The sequence below is a fragment of the Paenibacillus sp. P13VS genome, assembly GCF_015143645.1.
Lineage (GTDB): Bacteria > Bacillota > Bacilli > Paenibacillales > Paenibacillaceae > Paenibacillus > Paenibacillus xylanilyticus_A.
In genome coordinates, this window is the sequence record NZ_WYEV01000003.1 from 958,022 (window position 1) to 974,178 (window position 16,157).

16 protein-coding genes and 1 riboswitch are annotated in these 16,157 nt (G+C 46.0%); of the genes, 5 read left to right on the forward strand and 11 right to left on the reverse strand.

Annotation, left to right across the window (positions count from 1 at the left end):
* Positions 1 to 2: 2 nt before the first annotated feature.
* Positions 3 to 1,097: a tyrosine recombinase XerS gene (gene xerS, locus GUA98_RS09065; RefSeq protein ID WP_095357422.1), complete on the forward strand. Its 1,095-nt coding sequence runs from the start codon at positions 3 to 5 to the stop codon at positions 1,095 to 1,097.
* 161 nt (positions 1,098 to 1,258) lie between these two features.
* Here xerS and mobB read toward each other — a convergent pair whose 3' ends face one another.
* Together mobB and glp are read right to left on the reverse strand one after the other, a co-directional pair.
* Complete coding sequence (mobB, locus tag GUA98_RS09070) at positions 1,259 to 1,804, reverse strand: molybdopterin-guanine dinucleotide biosynthesis protein B (protein ID WP_193722786.1); 546 nt, start codon at positions 1,802 to 1,804, stop codon at positions 1,259 to 1,261.
* 5 nt (positions 1,805 to 1,809) lie between these two features.
* The gene (glp, locus tag GUA98_RS09075; protein ID WP_193722882.1) at positions 1,810 to 3,078 is read right to left on the reverse strand and encodes a gephyrin-like molybdotransferase Glp; all 1,269 of its coding nucleotides are present in this window, start codon (positions 3,076 to 3,078) and stop codon (positions 1,810 to 1,812) included.
* A 166-nt stretch (positions 3,079 to 3,244) separates the two neighbouring features.
* On the opposite strand from glp, the gene GUA98_RS09080 reads away from it, so the two are divergent.
* Positions 3,245 to 3,535 (forward strand): HNH endonuclease, encoded by a 291-nt coding sequence (locus GUA98_RS09080; protein WP_193722787.1) that lies wholly within the window; start codon positions 3,245 to 3,247, stop codon positions 3,533 to 3,535.
* A 127-nt stretch (positions 3,536 to 3,662) separates the two neighbouring features.
* Here GUA98_RS09080 and GUA98_RS09085 read toward each other — a convergent pair whose 3' ends face one another.
* The 5 genes from GUA98_RS09085 to GUA98_RS09105 all read right to left on the reverse strand — a co-directional run bounded on the left by GUA98_RS09085 (position 3,663) and on the right by GUA98_RS09105 (position 6,574).
* On the reverse strand, positions 3,663 to 4,397 hold the full coding sequence (locus GUA98_RS09085; RefSeq protein ID WP_095286505.1) for a DUF4247 domain-containing protein: 735 nt from the start codon (positions 4,395 to 4,397) through the stop codon (positions 3,663 to 3,665).
* Between the two features lie 11 nt (positions 4,398 to 4,408).
* Entirely contained in the window at positions 4,409 to 4,915 is a 507-nt protein-coding gene (locus GUA98_RS09090; protein WP_095286504.1) for a DUF4178 domain-containing protein, read from the reverse strand.
* 23 nt (positions 4,916 to 4,938) lie between these two features.
* Positions 4,939 to 5,340 (reverse strand): DUF350 domain-containing protein, encoded by a 402-nt coding sequence (locus GUA98_RS09095; RefSeq protein ID WP_095286503.1) that lies wholly within the window; start codon positions 5,338 to 5,340, stop codon positions 4,939 to 4,941.
* Positions 5,341 to 5,436: 96 nt separating this feature from the next.
* The gene (locus tag GUA98_RS09100; RefSeq protein ID WP_183519057.1) at positions 5,437 to 6,108 is read right to left on the reverse strand and encodes a PspA/IM30 family protein; all 672 of its coding nucleotides are present in this window, start codon (positions 6,106 to 6,108) and stop codon (positions 5,437 to 5,439) included.
* Between the two features lie 124 nt (positions 6,109 to 6,232).
* The gene (locus GUA98_RS09105) at positions 6,233 to 6,574 is read right to left on the reverse strand and encodes a hypothetical protein (RefSeq protein WP_183519055.1); all 342 of its coding nucleotides are present in this window, start codon (positions 6,572 to 6,574) and stop codon (positions 6,233 to 6,235) included.
* Between the two features lie 148 nt (positions 6,575 to 6,722).
* Between GUA98_RS09105 and GUA98_RS09110 the strand changes: the two genes are divergently transcribed.
* A complete protein-coding gene (locus GUA98_RS09110; RefSeq protein WP_415753014.1) occupies positions 6,723 to 7,517 on the forward strand; it encodes a polysaccharide deacetylase family protein in 795 nt (264 codons plus the stop codon).
* A 127-nt stretch (positions 7,518 to 7,644) separates the two neighbouring features.
* Here GUA98_RS09110 and GUA98_RS09115 read toward each other — a convergent pair whose 3' ends face one another.
* From GUA98_RS09115 to GUA98_RS09125, 3 genes are all read right to left on the reverse strand, one after another.
* The gene (locus GUA98_RS09115) at positions 7,645 to 8,319 is read right to left on the reverse strand and encodes a 3D domain-containing protein (RefSeq protein WP_153978997.1); all 675 of its coding nucleotides are present in this window, start codon (positions 8,317 to 8,319) and stop codon (positions 7,645 to 7,647) included.
* Between the two features lie 2 nt (positions 8,320 to 8,321).
* Positions 8,322 to 8,521: riboswitch (cyclic di-AMP (ydaO/yuaA leader) on the reverse strand.
* A 262-nt stretch (positions 8,522 to 8,783) separates the two neighbouring features.
* A complete protein-coding gene (locus GUA98_RS09120; RefSeq protein WP_153978998.1) occupies positions 8,784 to 9,509 on the reverse strand; it encodes an amino acid ABC transporter ATP-binding protein in 726 nt (241 codons plus the stop codon).
* Positions 9,496 to 10,935 (reverse strand): ABC transporter substrate-binding protein/permease, encoded by a 1,440-nt coding sequence (locus GUA98_RS09125; RefSeq protein WP_415753015.1) that lies wholly within the window; start codon positions 10,933 to 10,935, stop codon positions 9,496 to 9,498. The genes GUA98_RS09120 and GUA98_RS09125 overlap by 14 nt, the downstream gene beginning before the upstream one ends.
* Before the next feature lie 205 nt (positions 10,936 to 11,140).
* Here GUA98_RS09125 and GUA98_RS09130 point away from each other — a divergent pair, with 205 nt between their 5' ends.
* Complete coding sequence (locus GUA98_RS09130; RefSeq protein WP_193722790.1) at positions 11,141 to 12,316, forward strand: M20 family metallopeptidase; 1,176 nt, start codon at positions 11,141 to 11,143, stop codon at positions 12,314 to 12,316.
* Positions 12,317 to 12,568: 252 nt separating this feature from the next.
* A complete protein-coding gene (locus GUA98_RS09135; protein WP_193722791.1) occupies positions 12,569 to 14,320 on the forward strand; it encodes an alpha-glycosidase in 1,752 nt (583 codons plus the stop codon).
* A 75-nt stretch (positions 14,321 to 14,395) separates the two neighbouring features.
* Here GUA98_RS09135 and GUA98_RS09140 read toward each other — a convergent pair whose 3' ends face one another.
* Positions 14,396 to 16,102, reverse strand: coding sequence for a right-handed parallel beta-helix repeat-containing protein (locus GUA98_RS09140; protein ID WP_193722792.1), 1,707 nt, complete (start codon positions 16,100 to 16,102; stop codon positions 14,396 to 14,398).
* Positions 16,103 to 16,157: the final 55 nt, after the last annotated feature.

A 16,157-nucleotide genomic window follows, 5' to 3' on the forward strand; every position in this document is an offset into this window, starting at 1 on the left:
ACTTGACCAATGTGCAAAAAGAGATTGATCGACGCAAGCTGGATGACAAACTGCCTTCCATGCCTTGGTTCGTTCAGCAATTCATTGACTATAAGCTTCCCGATTTATCACCTTCTACCCTGCTGGAGTACTTAAGGGATTATGATACTTTTTTCAGTTGGCTGCGTGCTGAAGGTTTGTCCCAGGCTGAGTCTAACCGCGAAGTGACGTTAACTGAACTCGAAGTATTACGAATGGATTCGGTAACCTCGTTCCGATTGTTCCTCGCAACTAAACGCGAAGGAGCCAATTCGAGAATTACGGTATCCCGCAAACTGTCCTCTCTGCGCTCCCTCTTTCATTATTTGAGCCAAATTGCCGAAGATGAAGATTTCTATCCGCTGCTGAAGCGAAATATTATGGCCAAGATTGAGATCAAACGTACACATAAACCAAAGGACACCGCAGCGAAGCTCAAAGGAAAACTGTTAGAGGATGAGGAGCTGCTTGAGTTTATCGGATATATCCTCGAGGGATATGCAGTCGACATGCAAAAAAACAAACAAGCCCTCTATTCCCATGAACTCAACAAAGAACGGGATGCCTGCATCGCCAGTCTTATTCTGAATTCCGGACTACGTGTATCCGAAGTGGTTAACCTGAATGTCGATGATCTGGATTTGAACAACAAGCTGTTATATGTTTACCGCAAAGGTAACAATGATGAAACGTTCAAAACACCCGTATATTTCAGGGAGCAGGCCAAGGATGAACTAGCCAACTACATGCAGCTCCGGCAATCAAGGTATCGCACACCCAAACGGGAAAAAGGATTATTCATTGCGCTTCGTAACGGTGAATCCGAAGGCAGCCGTATGACCAAACGAGCGATTCAAGCCATGATTATGAAATATGCCAAATGTTTTGGCAAACCGTATTTGACGGTGCATAAGCTGCGGCATTCCTTTGCGACAGACTATTACCTGCAAAACGACATCTATAAAACCAAGGAACAGCTTGGGCATGCTTCGACAGAAACGACCGAAATCTATGCACATCTTACGGACAAAACGATGTCTGAAGCCATTGAGCGTCGTTCGGAAGGTACGGGTTCATAGGAGACGCCCATACCAATTAAACGGCGGATACTTTTTACTGATAACCAGTAAAAATATCCGCTGTTTTTTCGCTTATTCAATACATCTATGATAACGAATATGGTAGAGTTTGCTGAAATGAAACTGCATTATTCTTTCGATCACACCAAATACTTTCCGGCTCATGACTGCGCTAAATTCACATGTTCCAGCAACCATCGGGCAATAAGTCCCGGTTCCTGCACAGCGTGCCAAACCACCTCGCTTATCAGATCAGGTTCACTCCCCGCAGAATGCAAGGTTTCTCTCGGAAACCAGGAAACAACCGCCATCACTCCCTTTAGCTTCTGAAGTATCGCCACATGCTGTTCCTCACGAATCATTACCAGTTTGGGGTAGGATGCTGCTTTGTATCCTTCGATCAGAATCCAGTCATAATCCGATAGACGACTCAGCATTGTCTCCAGATTGGTTGGCTGCTGCTCGATGACAGCCGTTCGCTTCTCCGACATTACTACCACGGCGGAGGCTCCCGCCTGATGGAAACGATATGAATCGGTTCCTTCATGATCCATCTGGAAATGATCGTGTCCATCATGCTTAATGACGGCAACCCGTAACCCTTTCGAAGAAAGATATCTCGTGAGTTCTGCAGTTAAGGTGCTTTTCCCCGTATTTTTGTATCCCACGATCTGCACAATGTGTGGAAGTGTCCTCTTGTTGGCCATGAGCCCTACCTCACCTGTCCACTTGGCAGCTTGAGTATGCGTACCTGTTCACCTGCAGCAATCCCTTTCTTGTCAGGGGGAATGATGATCAGACAATCACTGTCCTTGATGGTAATCATGACGCTGGACTCATCCACTCGTGACGCAGCGGGCTTCGCAAATACCCTGCCATTCCGGATCTCTATGCGCCCCCGTACGAATCGTGTAAAATTGTTCACTTTTGTATATTCTTGATCCAATGTGGCTGTCCACTCTTCCAAATAAGGCTGGGCATCGTTTTGCATCATGCGAATAGTAGGCCGCACGAACAGTCCGAATCCTACAAAACAAGCTCCCGGGTTACCGGATAAGGCAAATAGTAACTTCCCACCAACAACCGCAGCTGTCGTAACACTTCCTGGTCGCATCGTCACTTTATTAAACAGCATCTCCATGTTGCCTTCCCGTACCAGATCACCCATAATGTCATAATCCCCGACCGAGACGCCTCCTGTGGTGACGACAATATCGTTATGCTCGACTGCTTCTGCCAGTTTAGCACGAGCCGTATCCACATCATCGGCGATGGATCCATACATCACAGGTTCGCCACCTGCCTCCACCACCAAGGATCGGAGCATATAACTGTTGCTGTTACGAATGCGTCCAGGCTGCAAAGGCTCATGCACCTCCAGCAATTCCGTTCCCGTTGCAAAAATGGCGACTTTCGGACGTCTAAACACCGGTACATCGGCCACACCAAAAGTAGCCAATACGGATTGTTCTCCTGCCTGGATGATCGTTCCGGCTTCAAGCAGCAGTTGACCTTCCTGAACCTCCAGTCCAATTGGCGTTATATTGGCATTGGGCTGGATATGGCGTTTCAATGCAATCCATTGTTCTCCATCCTGTTCCCTGCTTTCGGTCATCTCCAGCATAACAACGGCATCTGCTCCTTCAGGCACTTGTGCACCTGTCATGATCCGCGCAGTGGTGCCTGGAGTGATGGGTACATCCGATGTATATCCACATGGAATTTCATCAACGACACGCAGCCATACCTGTTCATCGCTGGACGCATGGGTTGTGTCACTGCTGACAATCGCATAACCATCCATACCTGACCTTCTGAAGAAAGGGTATGGATGCGGAGCATGAATCGTTTTTGCCAGCGTTCGTCCATGCGAAGATTCCAAGGTTACTTTTTCAACTAAAGCTGTAGTAACATGAGGTGATATTCTGGCCTGAGCAGCTTCGACCTGAACGGCTGTACGGTTGAATTTGGCACTTGTCATATCATCTGAATGTGTATTGATTCTCAAAATGAAACGGACCTCCTTGGGACAGAACTTGTTTAAGAAAGTGTAGCGTGAAAGCAGGGGTGTGACAAGTACTCGCCTCAAGGGTAACATGAAACTGAGAGCTTATGCCCATAATAGGGGTAAGAACGGAGGAGCAGATATGAGCAACCGATGCGAATTATGCGGTAGAGAGCCTGTGGAAACAACAGTTCATCATCTCACGCCCAAGGAAATGGGCGGTACTTTCATGCCTACTGCTGCTCTATGTATCCCGTGTCATAAACAAATCCATTCGCTGTTTACCAACCAGGATCTCATCCGTCTCCATTTAACAGAACTTCAGGCACTACGAGAGAATGAACGAATGGCCCCTTTTGTTCGCTGGATTCGCAAACAGCCACCTTCCACCATTCCCCGGACACGCAAATCCAATCACGTTCGCAGATCCTAATTCAAACGATACTTCCTAATATAAAACAAAAAGAACAGCCACAAGGTGAGCTTGCGCATGGCAGCATTTATTCTGCCTTACCTTGTGGCTGTTCTCTATAAACTCTTACGGCTGGCAAATCTCGTCTTTACCTTCGCCTCATGATTCGTCCGCCGCCTACCCTTGTTTTGGGTTTCTTATAAGAGCTCTTTGGTGAATTGAACAATCCACCGCTCTTGTTACGTTCGACGGTACCGGTGCTCGGTTCCTTTTTACGGCTAAACAATCCACCGCCTGAACCTACACTAGTATCAGTGTCTCCTCCCCGCCGGGTAATGGATCCTTTTCGATCAACCGTAATGGGTGGAGCTGCCTTTTTGTCATTGCTTGTTGGTGCACGATAAGTACCTTGATTCGGTTTGTACGTATCACGATCGGTGTACCCTCTGTACTTTCCGTATCCGCTGCCGCCAAAGGAATCAAACAAATTGCCAATGAGCGTTGCGGTCAAATAGCCCTGTAAAAAGGAAGAATCATAATTCTGGCGTACGTATTCCTTGGAATCCACCTCAATTAGGGTATCTTCCTTCTTGTTCGGGTCCTGCTGCAAATGATAATACTGGTCCTGATACACCAGGAACATCCGCTCTTCATTTTCCGCCGAGATCTGATCAGGTTTTCGCTGTTCGGATAACTCCTGAGCCACTTCCGGAACCGAACGGTCGGCAGCCCGATACACATAGGAAGTCGTATTGCCACTGCCACTTACAGACTCAAGCGGATAAGTGTCCTGAACGGAAGGCATCCCGCACGCGGACAACAGGGACATGACAAGGCTGAGGACCAGCATTAATTTTAATCCAAGTGCCATGCGCTTTTTCATTGGAACCTCTCCTAGCTCGAACGAATCACTTTGATATCCGCAGGAAGAATGGACTCACCTTCATACAGAGTAAATCTTCTGTCTTGCCATTCCACACGCAGAAGCATGTTATCATCAGACTGGTACTGCCAAACCAATTGCTCTCCAGCCTGACCATAAGGTGTCCTGCCGGCAGTGGTAACCATTCCTCCATATTCTTCCTCCAGATGATACGCGCGTCCGTCCAGATCAAGTAAGGTTGGGACTTCGTCTGGTGCGTCAAGACGGCCATCAATTGGCGTATAGAGGGAATAACGCGTCAATTCTCTTTCTTCTACATGTAAATGTCTAAACGTTGTACCGTCCTGCAGTGTGAGTACCACCGCTTTTCGGGCACGATGCTGCACCCGCCCCACAACTTCATACGTAACGAGCGAGACCTCACAGATATCTCCAGGCTCAAGGTCCAGCATGGTTTTCTCTGCTCGTGGTGGTTCGGGTTTGGCTAGTATTCCTTTAATCCGTTTCCATACACTCATACCCATTACTCCCGTTCGTTATCTTATAAACAAGCTGCAATAATTAATGCGCCCACAATGTGCAAAGCACCGGAGAACAAGCCATATCCTGTCTTCCCTTGCTGAATTCCTGTGTCCAGATCAAGATTGGCCCATGTGCGAATCATAAAGTGTACAACGCTCTCCAGAATAAGCAGGATGACAAATGAAACAACCGATACAAGCAGCGCTTCACCCAGATGACCCGCAGTCGAAATCGAAGTGGCAAGCACATAGCCTTGAGCAAACAGCTTCATGACCATCCGTGTCGTAACCGCCATGTTCCCTGCCTTAACTTCCGCAAAATCCTTATACTTCGTAAACAATGAATCCACATACATCAAAACAAAAAGCAAAACCGAGCCAGATAACGTCCAGACCAGCATCGCCAAAATGTTCAAATCCATTTACACAGCCCCCACTTATCAACATGAACCGCATTTAAAAGCGAAGGAGAAACGCTGTCTCTCCTCCGCCAGTGAACCCTGCCTGAGATGCAAGGTTTAGTTCTTATTTTCGTACTGCTTCATGAGTGCCGCCAGTTCATCCTCAACGGCCTGATCCTTACCGAGTTTCTCGAACTCTTCATCCAGTGATTTTCCTTTGGAAGACATTTCGTTGCTCGCTTCAGCCTGTGCCTCCATTTGCATCATTTTCTCTTCCATACGTTTCATGCCAGCACTAGCTGTATCGGAACTGAAGCCGTTCAGCGCTTTGTTGATTTCGGTTTGTGCTTTTGCTGCGTTATAACGCGCTACCAGCGTTTCGCGCTTATTTTTCATTTGTGTCAATTGCTTGCGCATTTCTTCCAGCTTGCCGCGCAGATTGTCTGCAGCAGCCTTATTCTGATCATAGCTTGTTTTATATTCTGCCATTTTTACTTCGGCAGCTTTTTTCTCTTCCAGAGCCCGGCGAGCCAGATCCATGTTCTGTGCACGTGCTGCAGTATGAGCTTGCTCCTCACGTTTCTTCACCAATGCTTCCTGTTCCTCGAACAGCTGCTTGAATTTTTTCTCAATCGCGATTTGTTGTGCAACAGCCTTTTCTGCATCTTCCAGATCTTCCTGCATATCACGGATATATTGATCCGTCATTTTGATTGGATCTTCTGCCTTGTCAATAATGGCATTAATGTTAGACATCGTTAAATCACGCAAACGTTTGAAAATGGACATTATGGTATTCCTCCTAGTCGATATTACATCCTTGTATATAATCATACATACGTGGTAACCTTCATCCCGTTTCAATTTTACCAAAAAAAATCATAAAACACGATTCCGGGTTACCCAAAATCTACTATTTTATATCATTCGCCAGGGTTAAATGGTCTTCGAGCAGCTTCTCCGCCGTCTGTACGATCTCATCGATCTGTACACGTGTAATGGCGTCAAAATGAATCCCCATAATGACGGTTACGGTCACCTTAAGAGAATTTGCGGCCTTACGTGCAAGGCGCTCACACAATTCCTGTTCCTTATGCCCTGGAATATGGACTGCCGTTCCCACCACGCGTTCTCTTTCCGGATAAAAGGTCGCCACAGCCCCTATATGAGCTTTCCCACCCGTGACCAAAAATATCTTATCTTCTCCAGCTTCAATGACCTGCAAACGAACTGATTTCAAATCATACGTACTCATCCTAATCCACCCATCCTTTGTGTGTATATGTAATGGTGGAATTATGAGCTTATCGACTGAATTGGACAATGAAACTTCTCACATTTATGCATAACGGACCGTCACCGCGGGCATACCAAAGAGAACGCAATCTGACAAGGGAGGCTATATCATGCGTATTCGCCTCATCGCATTCTCCATGTTGATCCTTATATTTATGAGTGGAAGCTATTTACCTGGACAAGTGCTGGCAAAACCCGTTCCAGAGAGCATACCTGCTGCAGAGCCGGATCTATCTGAGGATGAACAGCTGACACTCGGTCAGCTCAGGCAGAAATATGCCGATACATTCAAGACCAATGGGCCTTCAACCAGACAGGTAGCACTGACTTTTGATGATGTGCCTGATCCGCGCTTCACTCCGCAGGTATTGGATATTCTAAAGAAATATAATGTAAAAGCGACCTTTTTTATTGTTGGCAACCGGGCAGAGAAACATCCCGACCTCGTCAGACGGATCGTTAGGGAAGGTCACATTGTTGGAAACCACAGTTACAACCACCCTGAATTCAGTAAGCTGTCTTTGAATGCATTTCGCAAACAAATTCTACATACCGGTGACATTATTCATAAACTGACCGGGTATACACCTAAAATGATTCGTCCTCCATACGGGGACATTAATGAGAAACAGCTGCAATGGGCCGCAAGACAGCAATACAGCATCGTCAACTGGAATGTGGATTCGCTGGATTGGAAAGGCCTCAGCAAAGAGCAAGTGAAGCAGAATGTTTTATCTGCAGTCAAGCCAGGCTCCATCATTCTTCAGCATGCGGGCGGAGGCGTGGGCTCCAATCTGTCCGGTACCATTGGAGCACTTCCGGAGATTATAGATGAACTGCGATGCAGGGGGTTCAATCTGGTGACTTTGGACGAAATGCTGCAATTGCCAAAAAGCAAATAATACTCGGCTTGGTTAGACGAAACACACACCTTATGAATTAACCATTTTGCGCGTTATAATAAAGACAAAGGGTACCCTTATTTCACGTTAGTCGTGACTAAAGGCACCCTTTTGTTGGCACTGATACTTATTTCAAAATATAAAGTTCAACGTCCTGAAAACCGAATGTACTCACTGACTTCTGGCTCCCAGGAATGAAAATATCAATTCGTTTTCCTTTGATCGCCCCGCCGATATCCCGGGCAGTAGCCACAAATGCCTGCTTAGGCAGCCCCGGATGGGAGTGACCTGTAACAAGAACCTTTGTACCCAGTGGAATCACACTAGGATCTACGGCAATCGTGCCGAGTTCAAGTGGATTGCCGAAGTAATCAACAGCACCCCATCCACCATTTTCGGAAGCGGCTGCAGAGTACGCTGTTGCTTTCACATCAATGGACTTACTGTAATCAAATGTTTTGCCCCAGGCTTGAACGACTTTATCGTCAGCATTCACATCAAGGCTAGCGGTCGTAATCGTCTTTGCACCCGTAGAGCTCTTCGCTGCTGGAGCAGCCGAGGCCGTGTTTGCTTTTCCAGGAATCGTAATTTTCAAACCACCATAAATGTTGTAAGGCGAAATATCACTGTTTGCTTTTACCAGTGTGTTCAGTCCAACTCCATATTGTTTCGATAAGGTATAGAAGGTATCCCCTTCTTTGGCCACGTGAACAGAATCAGCGTGAGCTGGAACGGCCTGAATGAGCATTGCTGCTGTCAGCAGGGCTGCTGCTGTTTTGGCTATAGTTCTCTTCTTAATCATGGTCTTCCTCCCTCATTGTGCCTGCGAAGTTAGTTGTCGGATTCGGATGGAGGAAACCACCCTATAGGTCTCTGTTACATTCGTCTTGCGTTATGTACCCCTAATTCACCCCAAGCAGCGTGCGTATCAATCTTCCCCTCCACGGTCTGCATCGTTACATCCTCCACACTTCCTCCTCAGGAAGTTTCGGCAGGAACAATATATCACAATTTTGTAACCAGGGACCGTAGTAAATGTTACCAACTGTTTTAAACAACACATAATGCTGCTTAGAAATAAGGATTTTTCTTATTAAAAAGCGATCAAGCAGCTATGGAACGATGACAGAAACGTTACTTTTACGACACTGGATACTTATCCTGCACAAAAAACAACCCTGCAAACGTGACGTGAGCAAGGTTGTTTGATTTCGTTGTTTGTTCGTTTTAATTAATGCGGTTCACTGACTGGATCATGCTCAAAGGCTATGACAAGACTTTACCGAGGAAGTCACGCGTACGTGGATGCTTAGGCTGACCAAATACTTCATCTGGTGTCCCCTCTTCCACAATGACACCGCCATCCATAAAGATGATGCGATCACCGACTTCACGGGCGAAGCCCATCTCGTGGGTAACGATAACCATCGTCATGCCGCCTTCAGCCAGGCGTTTCATAACGTCGAGCACTTCACCAACCATTTCAGGGTCAAGTGCAGATGTCGGCTCGTCAAACAGCATCACATGCGGCTGCATCGCAAGCGCTCTGGCAATAGCAATCCGCTGCTTCTGTCCACCAGACAGCTGACTCGGATAAGCATCTTTTTTATCCAACAGCCCCACGGTTTTGAGCAAGTCTGCGGCAATCTGCTTGGCTTCCTGTGCAGACTGCTTTTTGACTTTAATCGGGGCAATGGTAATGTTTTGCTCCACAGTTTTATGCGGAAACAGATTAAAGTGCTGGAACACCATCCCCATTTTCTCCCGCGTTGCATTAATGTTGTGTTTGGGATCCGTGATCGATACGCCTTCGAAATTAATCTCACCTGAAGTAGGCTGCTCCAACAGGTTGAGACAGCGCAGGAAGGTACTTTTGCCTGATCCTGAAGGACCAATCACAACAACGACCTCGCCCTTGCCAATTGAGACATCTATGCCTTTTAGTACTTCGTTTTTGTCGTAGGATTTGTGTAATTGTCTAACGTCTATCACTTGCACTCAACTTCCTTTCCAGTCGACCCAGCAGCTTGGACAAAATAAATGTCAATACAAAGTATATGGCTGCTGCAATAAGGAACGGATTCATTCCTTGGTACGTAATGTTTTTGACTACACTTGCCTGATACATGATATCAACCATACCAATGACCGAGATAATGGAAGATTCCTTGATGATCGTTACGAATTCATTACCGATAGCAGGCAGCACAGCTTTGAAGGCCTGTGGCAAAATAATAAATCTCATGGCCGCGGCTCTACCCATCCCAAGCGAACGGGCTGCTTCCAGTTGACCGCGGTCAACTCCTTGAATCCCTGCACGGAAGATCTCTGCAAGGTAAGCACCACTATTGATGGAAAGAGTTAAGATACCCGCCTGAAGAGGCGAGAACGTAATACCAAATGTCAAGGCAAGACCATAATAAATAATCATCAATTGAACCAGCATCGGCGTACCACGAATGACTTCTACATAAGCCGTACCAATCCACCGCAAAATTGCTGTATCATGCATTCGGAACAGGCAAATGATCAAACCGATGATTACCCCGAAGATTACACCAAGTGCAGACAATAAGAGGGTATAACCCACGCCCGTAGCATAGAAGCTTTTGTACTGCCAGAATACTTCAAAAATATTTGGCGATTCGACCTCACGGTCTGCCATCAATTGACTGGCTTCCGTTACCATTTGATCAATTTTATTCTCACTCTTCAATCGTTCAAGCGTACCATTAACGGCATTAAGCAACTCCGTATTGCCTTTGCGAATCCCGATCGCTGCTGCTACCTGCTCTTCGTCCGGAACTGCAGGAGCAAGTCCAATCATATCGTCCAGGTAGCCTGCGGCAACCGTATCTTCAACGATTGCAGCGTTGATCCGTTTCGTCTGAAGTTGAAGCACAATGTCCGAGATTTTATCAAGAGACGTCAGCTTGACTCCAGGAATCTTCTGTCCGATCGTTTCCTGAATCGAACCTTTCTGTGCTCCGATTTTTTCATTTTCCAGTTCAGCCATGGTTGGGTATTTGTCTTTATCCTCATTGCGAACCATGATGACTTGTTTCGATTTATAGTAGGTATCCGAGAAGTCGATACTTTTTTTGCGGTCCTCTGTCGGTGTCATGCCTGAAATAACGATATCCACGCGTCCACTCTGCAACGCAGGCAGCAGGCCGTCAAAACCCATATCTTCTATGACAAGTTCTACGCCCAGATCGGCAGCAATCTCTTTGGCAATGGCAATATCAAATCCGACAATTTCATCCTTGCCATTAATCACTTTATGGAATTCATATGGTGCAAAGTCGGCACTCGTGCCAAGAACCAATTTTTTACTGTCTGAAGTGCCCGTAGTTCCACTTGCCAGCGCCGAAGGAACGGCAGCCGTCAATAAAACGACAAAGGTCAACAGCATCATGGTGTAACGACTAATCAATTTCAACCCTGTTCTCCCCTTACAATACATTATGTTCTTCCTCATGTTGATGCCTGAGTCATTATAAAGTACAATGCATGATTATGCAATGAGTTTTCAACTTACAAATCTTGACTTGTTTCTGAAAAAACCAAGCAAACATGATATAATGACTAAATTATTTTCATTTTGCACGAAGGAGTTCACGATGACACATACCAAATCACAAATTTTGTCGGTTATTGATCAATATGCTTCCCGTTTTAAGGAGATTTCATCATACATTGGTGCCAATCCCGAACTCGGGAACGAGGAATACCTTGCTTCTGCCCGCCTAAAGGAAGAACTGTTATTTCACGGTTTCGAAGTAGAAGCTCCCGTACTTGGACTGGATACGGCTTTTATCGGCACCTACGCTGCTGCCAAAAAAGGTCCAACCATAGCGCTGTTATGCGAATACGATGCACTTCCCGAGATTGGTCACGCTTGCGGCCATCATCTGATCTGTATGATGAGCCTGGGCGCTGCAGTCGGTCTAAAGTCCATTCTGGATGAAGTTGGAGGAACGTTGAAAGTATTCGGCACACCTGCCGAGGAAACTCGTGGCGCCAAAGTTCCAATGGCTGAAGCAGGTCTGTTTGATAATTGTGATGTCGCACTGATGGCCCATCCTTACTATGCTTATGAGAAATCGGGCAGCTCTCTGGCCATTGATGCTGTGCAATTCGAATTCCACGGCAAATCCTCTCACGCCGCGGCCAGTCCGCATGAAGGGATCAATGCTCTCGATGCCGTTATTCAAACCTTTAACGGCATTAATGCATTCCGCCAGCAAGTGAGAAGCACTGTCCGTATCCATGGTGTTATTAATAGCGGTGGTCAGGCTGCCAACATCATCCCCGACTATGCTTCAGCCCAATTCTACGTACGTGCCGCAACCAGAAAAGAGCTTAACATACTAACGCAGCGTGTCATTCAGATTGCAGAAGGTTCCGCACTCCAAACAGGCTGTCGTCTTGTGACTTCGAATTACGAAACGTCGTATGATGAGATGTTAACCAATGAATCTTTATCTGCAGCGTTCAGTGAAAACCTCATGGAACTCGGTATTCCACAAGACGAGATCGTTAGCGGAGATGATCATGGCTCCATGGACATCGGTAACGTATCCTTACGCTGTCCTGCAATTCATCCTTACATTCGTGTCGTTGATGAGGTTCACACCCTGCACTCCATCGAATTCCGCGATCTGGCATTACAGGAGCGGGCACTCGATGGTATGATCTTGGGTGCAAAAGCAATTGCCGCAACAGCTTATGATGTGCTAACGAAGCCCGAGCTGCTGCAAACGATTCGAACAGAGTTTGAACAGGCCCTACGATAATATAAGTTTTAAGTTTACAGACACAACCAAAGAGGTGTTCTCTACAGATTGGACGGATATCACCCGGTCTGCAGAAAACACCTCTTTTCTTTATTTTGCATACGTATATTCAAGCCTAACCTGGAGATGCTTGTGAAATGAAAACGATGAAAACAATGAAAATTTTACTAATTATGTAAACCTTTTATGGTTCATTTGCTGTCTAGCTTGGTTATGTAATGCTATACTCATCTTGATACAGGAGGTGCTGTCATGCTGCTCGAAGCGATGTATCACGTTCCCCGTGACAAGTGGGCCTACGCCTACAACACGTCTACGATTCATCTGCGTGTACGTACGAAGAGAGATGATGTAGACTATGTGACTGCACTGACCGGTGATAAATATGATTGGGACGGAACCTACAGGGAAATCCAACTGGAAAAGGCTGCTTCGGATAGCATGTTCGACTACTGGGAGGCTGCGGTTAAACCCAAATTCAAACGACTCACCTATATTTTTCGAGTCACAGCGGGTCATGAAAATGTATTTCTGGCCGACAATGGAATTCACCGAGATCCACCTTACCCTACTGGAGGATATTACGAATTCTCGTACATTCATGAAATTGATGTATTTAAGGTTCCCGAATGGGCCAAAGAAGCGGTTTTTTACCAGATCATGACCGAACGGTTCGCCAATGGCAATCCAGACCTTAATCCCGAAGGAACTCATGCCTGGGGAGGTACACCCGAGCTGGATAACTACTTTGGCGGAGACCTGCAAGGCGTCCTCGATCATCTGGATGATCTAACCAAGCTTGGCGTAAATGCTATATATTTCACTCCCCTCTTTCAAGCCAACTCCTACCATAAATATGACACCATTGATTATAAAAAAGTAGATCCGCATTTTGGAGATAATGATTTACTCAAAAAAGTCACCGAGGAATGCCACCGGCGTGGTATCCGCGTCATGCTTGACGCTGTTTTTAATCATTGCAGTGAAGATTTCCCGCCTTTTCAGGATGTGCTGCAAAATGGAAAACAATCAAAGTATGCAGACTGGTTTCATATCAATGAATTTCCTGTTGGTATTAAGAACGGTATACCTACCTATGATACCTTCGGTTTTTATGGAAATATGCCGAAATTTAACACGGCCAATCCGGAAGTGAAAGCGTATCTGCTTGATGTCGCGGAATACTGGATTAAGGAGATCAAGCTCGACGGCTGGAGATTGGATGTAGCGAACGAAGTGGATAACCACTTCTGGCGGGATTTCCGTAAGGTCGTTAAAACGGCAAACCCGGAAGCCTATATTGTGGGCGAGGTTTGGAGTGATTCCCTGACATGGCTAATGGGTGACCAGTTTGATTCCGTCATGAACTACCCTTTTGCCGACAAAGTCCTGGAATTTTTCTGCGGATCCATGGATGGCTACAACTTTGCGAATGAAATGGGCTCCCTTATAATGCGGTATCCCCAGCAAACCAATGAAGTGATCTTCAATATGTTATGCAGTCATGATACACCTCGCCTGCTCTCTCGATGCGGTGAAGACAAACGCCGATTAAAACTGTCCGTTGTATTCCTGTTTACCTACATCGGTACGCCGTGTATCTTCTATGGAGATGAAGTAGGCATCAGCGGTGAAGGAGATCCCGATTGCCGCAAATGTATGGAATGGGACCCTGCCAAGCAAGATCGGGAGCTCTATGACTTCTACCGGCTGATGATTGATCTGCGCAAAAGCAATGAGGCTCTTCGCAAAGGGCGCTTCCGCTTCCTGAAAGCGGATCACAACGACCCCTGTATCGTATACGAGCGAATGGATGATCAGCTTCACTTTACCGTCTGGATGAATAATACGCCTGATGTACGCACCCTCTCTCACCCTATGGAGACCAGGGACTGGAGAGATGCGCTAACCGAAGACCCCGTTATTCCCACAGAGGGCATCATGAACATTAAACTCGATCCTTACGGTTATCGAATTCTATACAGACAGTTAGATCCTTCATAAAGGAATCTCCTAATTCATCAGATCCATGCACCTTTTCCTCGATCTGGTGTTTAGGAGGTTTTTTTATGATAATTGCTAAACCTTGGTCCCCTTGATATTACCATTGGCATCAACAGTGACTCTCCAGCGGGTGGAGTTGGGTCCTGTCAGTACAAGGTCGTTCACCAGTTGATAGACAGAACCGTTGTTGTCCTTAACCACATCGATCACGACGTTTTTTCCATTCGAAAAAGCGCTGGACCCGAATAAATATCGACCAGTAGCACTAGACGATACCAGCAGCACATTATCTTTGATAATGTTATTTTCCACAACCCGATTAGCATTATCAAAATGGACTGCCCACCAATTCCCATCATAGTTCATGCGATTGCCCGTTATGACGCTATTTGATCCACGAATTTTTAGTGATGTGCCTTTACCCGAAATGGAATTGCTTGTGAATGTCACATGATCATTAATGCTGACCATCCGGTCAGGATTGGTCGTGACAAAACCAGGCTGAATGATATTGCCGGTGGCGACTACCCCATTACTCAAGTCCATAGCAATGCCTGCTTTGGCAATATAATTGCCTTTGATGATGATGTTTCCGTCTGCAATAATTCCCCAATGATTGCCATTAGGAATCACGATATTATCGGAGATAACGCCGATATCCATGCCTTCAATCCCGTTATTGGTTCTGGCCTCAATGGCTGCTGTAGGATTCGACCTTAAAATGCTATCAATATAATTGCCCTGAATCACAAAAATATGGTTGCTCTCATCATTTGGGTTGAATTGCGAAGGGAGAAAGGAGACAGAAACTACAGAGCTGTTTCGAATATTACTGAAGAAGTTTGAAGTGACAAATGCGCCTCTAAAACCGATAAGCCCTACGCCAAAAGCTGTTCCGATCACACTGTTATCATGGATATGGAGGCTTCGTGCCCCTGTCTCGCCACCTTCATTGTTACATGTAATGCCTCCACCTACTTTAGGCACATTGGACCCTTGCTGGCCCGCTGTAAACGTAGTATAGTCTGCATCGGTTGACAATACGGGTGTATGAAGAAAGTTTGTCGTTACAAATACGTTCCAGGTTGCTTTAATGAGGATTCCATCACCCAAATATCGGTAGCAGTCATTTTGGCTAATGATGACAAAGGCCAGATTGGTCCTCACCGCAATGGGCTCTTCACCCAAATGGTGAAGCTTGTTGTTTCTAATGATAACATTTCTTGAAGGATTCTCCTGACTGGTTGAACCATTCACGCCAATGCCGTCCGTAAATTTGCTAATATCATTATTCTGCAATATGACGTTGCTGGAATTCTCTACGTAAATGCCTGTTCTCCCCTTGGCCCATCCAGCCTGAGTTGTACGCCTTAACGTTAGACCACTTACTTCAATGTGGTTGCTGTTCTCGAAGCGTAAACCCTGATCTGAAACTTCCAATACGGCTCCCGGATGAGCTCTGATGGTTACCGCTTTTCCATTAAACGTATAAAACCATCCCGATTTTATGACTTTGTAGTGTCCTGGAGTGAATAGTAAGATATCACCTTCTTTTGCTGAGTCAAAAAACGCTTTGATCTGTGCGGATTGGTCAGTTCCATCACCCGGAGCGAAGTTTCTAACGTCAATGATATTTCCAGGGATAGAAGATTCAACCGCAGCAATATTTCCCAAAATCTGACTAAACATTGCGTTCATCTTGAGAGGATCAAATGTTTCATTCCCACCCCATGCCTCCAGATTCGGATTATAAGTGGAGGTGAAATTAATATGATTGGCCATTTTACCAACTCTCTTTCATCCATTTTTCAACCTCATTCACTTCATTCGACCTCTA